Origin of the sequence: Halolamina salina, assembly GCF_042678005.1 — an archaeon.
In the GTDB taxonomy this organism is placed as follows: Archaea; Halobacteriota; Halobacteria; order Halobacteriales; family Haloferacaceae; genus Halolamina; species Halolamina salina.
The window spans coordinates 1-3,632 of the sequence record NZ_JBHUDH010000007.1; the positions used below are offsets into that span (position 1 = coordinate 1).

Genomic DNA, 3,632 nt, shown 5'->3' on the forward strand with positions numbered 1-3,632 from the left:
CTCGGTACTGTGCCGGGCCTCGTGCCCGGCACCCTGCGGTCACAAGTAGCCAAGCATCGAGCTGCTGTCGCTGTCACCGATATCGGCCACGAAGTCACGGAACTGACCGACGAATCCGCAAGAGACCCCGAAAACTCAGACCTCGCCGGCCTCGGCTGCTACCGGATCCAGATCCGCGGCCTTCGAGCGTGCCTTCGACACCACCGCCGGCGGCGCCTCGAACTCGATCACGACCTGCTGATCGCCGTAGGACTCCTCGTGGACGTTCCCGTTGTCGTGGATCCAGGAGACGACGCTCATCGCCTCGTCGGTCACGGGCAGGAGCAGTCGCTCCTGCTCCCAGTCGGGCAGTTCGCGCTCGACGCGCTCGCGCAGGCGGTCGACGTTCTCGCCGGTCTTCCCCGAGACGACGATGGGGTTGGGCGCCAGCCCCGAGAGCGCGCGCTCACGGCGCTCGATCTCCGGCTCCGAGAGCTTGTCGGCCTTGTTGAACACCGTGACGATCGGCGCCTCGTTGCGGTCCGACAGCGTGTCGTGGGAGGTCACGAGCTTCTGGCGCATCTCCTCGACCGGCTCGGAGGCGTCGACGACCAGCAGCACGAGGTCGGCGTAGTACACCGAATCCAGCGTCGACTTGAACGACTCCACCAGCCAGTGGGGGAGGTCCGAGACGAACCCCACGGTGTCGGTCAGCAGCACCTCCCGCGTACCCGTGTCGGCTTTCCGGGTGGTGGTGCCGAGCGTTGTGAACAGACGGTCCTCCGACTCGGCGGTGGAGTCGAGGTCCGGGTGCTGCTCCTCGTTCTCGTCCACGTCGAGTTCGCTCGCGAGCCGGCGCAGCAGCGTCGACTTCCCGGCGTTGGTGTAGCCCGCCAGCGCGACGAGATCGAACCCCTGATCGCGGCGCTGTGCCCGCCGCTTCTCCTCCTTCTCGGCGATCCGGTCGAGCTCCTCGGAGATCCGGGCGATCTGGTTTTTGATGTCCTGCTCGCGGGACTCGTCGTACTCCCCGAGTCCCATGAAGCCGGGGCGCTCGTCACGCTTCGCGAGGCTGGCTTTCGCCTCGGCTCTGGGAAGCTCGTAGCGTAGCTCCGCGAGCTCGACCTGCAGTTGGGCTTTGCGCGTCTGGGCGCGCTGGCCGAACAGCTCGAGGATCAGGGTGAACCGATCCAGCACGTCGACGCCCTCGGGCAGCTTCCCCCCGACGTTGTACGTCTGGAACGGCCCCATCTCGTTGTCGACGACGACGGTGTCGGCGCCGGTCTCCCGCACGAGCGCGGCGAGCTCGTCGACCTTCCCCTCGCCGAAGTGGTAGGCGGCGTCCTGCGTCCGCCGCTGGGTCAGTTCGCCGACGACCTCGTACCCGGCCGAGCGGGTGAGCTCGCTGATCTCCTCGAGGTCGGCCTCGCCCTCGTCGACGCGCTTGGCGACGACTGCTCGATCAGTCGGAATGGCTGTCGGTCACCCCGGTTCCGTTCGCGATCGACGGTTCGTCCATGGTCGACGTTCGTGATCCGCGGGCATGAATCCCGCGGTGAATTCGGTGGTTCACCGGCGCTCGGCGGTGCTGTTCTCGGTCACGAACTCGACGACCGACTCGGTCCCCTCGAAACCGCTGGCCATTCGACCCACGACCTCGCCGTCCTCGAACAGAAGCAGCGTCGGGACGCTCTTGATCTCGTACTCGTCGACGAGGTCCAGATCGGTCTGGGGGTTCAGCATCGCGACGGTCGCGTCGGTCGCGCGGGCGACGTTGCCAACGACCGGCTCGATCGACTGACAGAGCGTGCAGCCCTTGGTGTAGAAGTCGACGAGCACCACGTCGTGCTCGGCGGTCAGCTCGTTGAGCTCCTCGCCGGTGTCGAGTCGGTGCGGTTTCTGGAACGCTTCGCTCATACCGGAGAGAGGCGCTGGAGGGGGATATGTCTCCTGCCCGCGGCGACCCGCCGTCGACGCCCCGAGTGCCGGCGCCCGGGGCTATTTACCCCGTGCGACCCCAGATTCCTCTATGAGCGAGGCACACGCCGACACGCTGCTTCCGACCGAACGGATGCGCGAACAGGCACTCGAGGGCGAGGTCACACAGATCCACCGCGGGCAGGCGTACGCCGAGGAAGGTGACCGCTTCGAGATCGACGGCACCACCTTCGAGATCACGGACGTGACCGAGCGAACGCTGGGCGATCTCACCGACGAGGACGCCCGTGCCGAAGGTGCCCGGGATCTCGACCACTACAAGCAGATCCTCGAGATGTCCCACGACGAGTTCGAGTGGGACGACGACAGCGAGATCGTTCGACACCGGTTCGAGCGAGTCTGAGACCCCGGTCTTCCCGACTTTTCGACGTGTAGGCTCTCACGACGAGCGATGGGTAGGTCGAACTGCGGTTCGGGACCCGTACTGCGGCGTGTGGGTGTTGGCTAATCTACCCCAACAGCTAAGAAGTTGGGGTGTAGATGCCAACACACGATGAGCGACGATCCCCCACCCGTCCAACCGGACGGTGGCCCGGCAAAGGAGCTGTTGGCCGCCCTCGCCGAGCACGGCGAGTTCGCCGTCGAGGTGGGCGACGACGCCCACGCCGAGTCGAACGGCCTGGACGTGGACACGCCCGAGGGGCGCCTGCAGTTCGAGGTGTACCCCGTCGAGGACTACGGCGCCGACCACGAGCGCCACGACCCCGACGGCGGCGTCTACGTGAACCGGTGGTTCTTCGACGGCTACACCGTGCTGCACGTCCACGACACCGACAGCGACGACCACAGCGTGCTCGTCCGCGAGCAGCATCCCGAGGAGCGCGCGATGGAGCTTCGCGACCACGGCGTGCCCGACCGCCGCGCCCAGATCGTCGCGCTCCGCGAGAAGGGGCTGAGCTACGGCGACATCGTCGACGCCACCGGCGCCGAGGGGCCGAACCACCGCGGCGACGTGTCCAAACACCTGCAGGCGTTCAACAGGCAGGTCGGCAACGCGAAGTGGCTGGCCGAGAACGCCGACGCGTTCGACCTGGGGAACTGACGATGGCCGAGGACACACCCTCCGAGACGACCGACCGCGATCCCCCGGCCGAGGCGATCCATCGGCTCCCCACGCTGAAACACGCGGCGGTCGCCCCCGACGGGAGCCGGGTCGCGTGCTACTACACCGGATCGGGCAGCAACGAGATCCACGTGCTCGACCACGCGAGCGGCGAGACGGACCGCTGGACCGACGGTGAGGCCGGCGACACGAACATCTGGCCGCTCGCGTGGGGACCCGACGGCGAGCGCGTGCTGTTCCACCGGGACGACGCCGACGGCGGGGAGGCGTACGACGTGTTCGCCGTCGATCGCGACGGGGAGGTAGAGCGCCTGACCGACACGGACGGCTCGACCCAACTCCGCGGGGTCGGCCCGGACGCTCGGCTGCTGGTCCGGTCGAGCCACGAAGGCGGCATGGACGCCTACGTTGTCGACGATGGCGACTGGACCCGACTCACCGACCGCGAGAAGCCGGTCTACTACCCGATCCTCTCGACCGACGGCGACCGCGTCGCGCTCCCAACGGGCGAGGGGATCGAGGTGCTGGACGCCGCGGGATCGGTCGTCGCCGAGTTCCGCGTCGACGGCGACGAGGGAACGGCCACTCCCGT

At 67.8% G+C, this 3,632-nt stretch carries 5 protein-coding genes; 3 read left to right on the plus strand and 2 right to left on the minus strand.

What is annotated here, in order from left to right; genetic code table 11:
- Window positions 1-135: 135 nt before the first annotated feature.
- Both hflX and ACFR9S_RS00780 read right to left on the minus strand, forming a co-directional pair.
- Window positions 136-1,452 (minus strand): GTPase HflX, encoded by a 1,317-nt coding sequence (gene hflX / locus ACFR9S_RS00775; RefSeq protein WP_379731426.1) that lies wholly within the window; start codon window positions 1,450-1,452, stop codon window positions 136-138.
- A 96-nt stretch (window positions 1,453-1,548) separates the two neighbouring features.
- The gene (locus ACFR9S_RS00780) at window positions 1,549-1,896 is read right to left on the minus strand and encodes a thioredoxin family protein (RefSeq protein ID WP_379731419.1); all 348 of its coding nucleotides are present in this window, start codon (window positions 1,894-1,896) and stop codon (window positions 1,549-1,551) included.
- A 112-nt stretch (window positions 1,897-2,008) separates the two neighbouring features.
- On the opposite strand from ACFR9S_RS00780, the gene ACFR9S_RS00785 reads away from it, so the two are divergent.
- From ACFR9S_RS00785 to ACFR9S_RS00795, 3 genes are all read left to right on the plus strand, one after another.
- Complete coding sequence (locus ACFR9S_RS00785; RefSeq protein ID WP_379731420.1) at window positions 2,009-2,320, plus strand: ASCH domain-containing protein; 312 nt, start codon at window positions 2,009-2,011, stop codon at window positions 2,318-2,320.
- 150 nt (window positions 2,321-2,470) lie between these two features.
- Entirely contained in the window at window positions 2,471-3,019 is a 549-nt protein-coding gene (locus ACFR9S_RS00790) for a hypothetical protein (RefSeq protein ID WP_379731421.1), read from the plus strand.
- A 2-nt stretch (window positions 3,020-3,021) separates the two neighbouring features.
- Window positions 3,022-3,632, plus strand: a 611-nt coding sequence (locus ACFR9S_RS00795) for a TolB family protein (protein ID WP_379817753.1), incomplete at its 3' end; no start/stop codon positions are given.

Bases quoted from the DNA above. Each gene is read 5' to 3' on its own strand.
- ACFR9S_RS00780 (WP_379731419.1), bottom strand. From the start codon at position 1,896: ATGAGCGAAGCGTTCCAGAAACCGCACCGACTCGACACCGGCGAGGAG.
- ACFR9S_RS00790 (WP_379731421.1), top strand. From the start codon at position 2,471: ATGAGCGACGATCCCCCACCCGTCCAACCGGACGGTGGCCCGGCAAAG.
- ACFR9S_RS00785 (WP_379731420.1), top strand. From the start codon at position 2,009: ATGAGCGAGGCACACGCCGACACGCTGCTTCCGACCGAACGGATGCGC.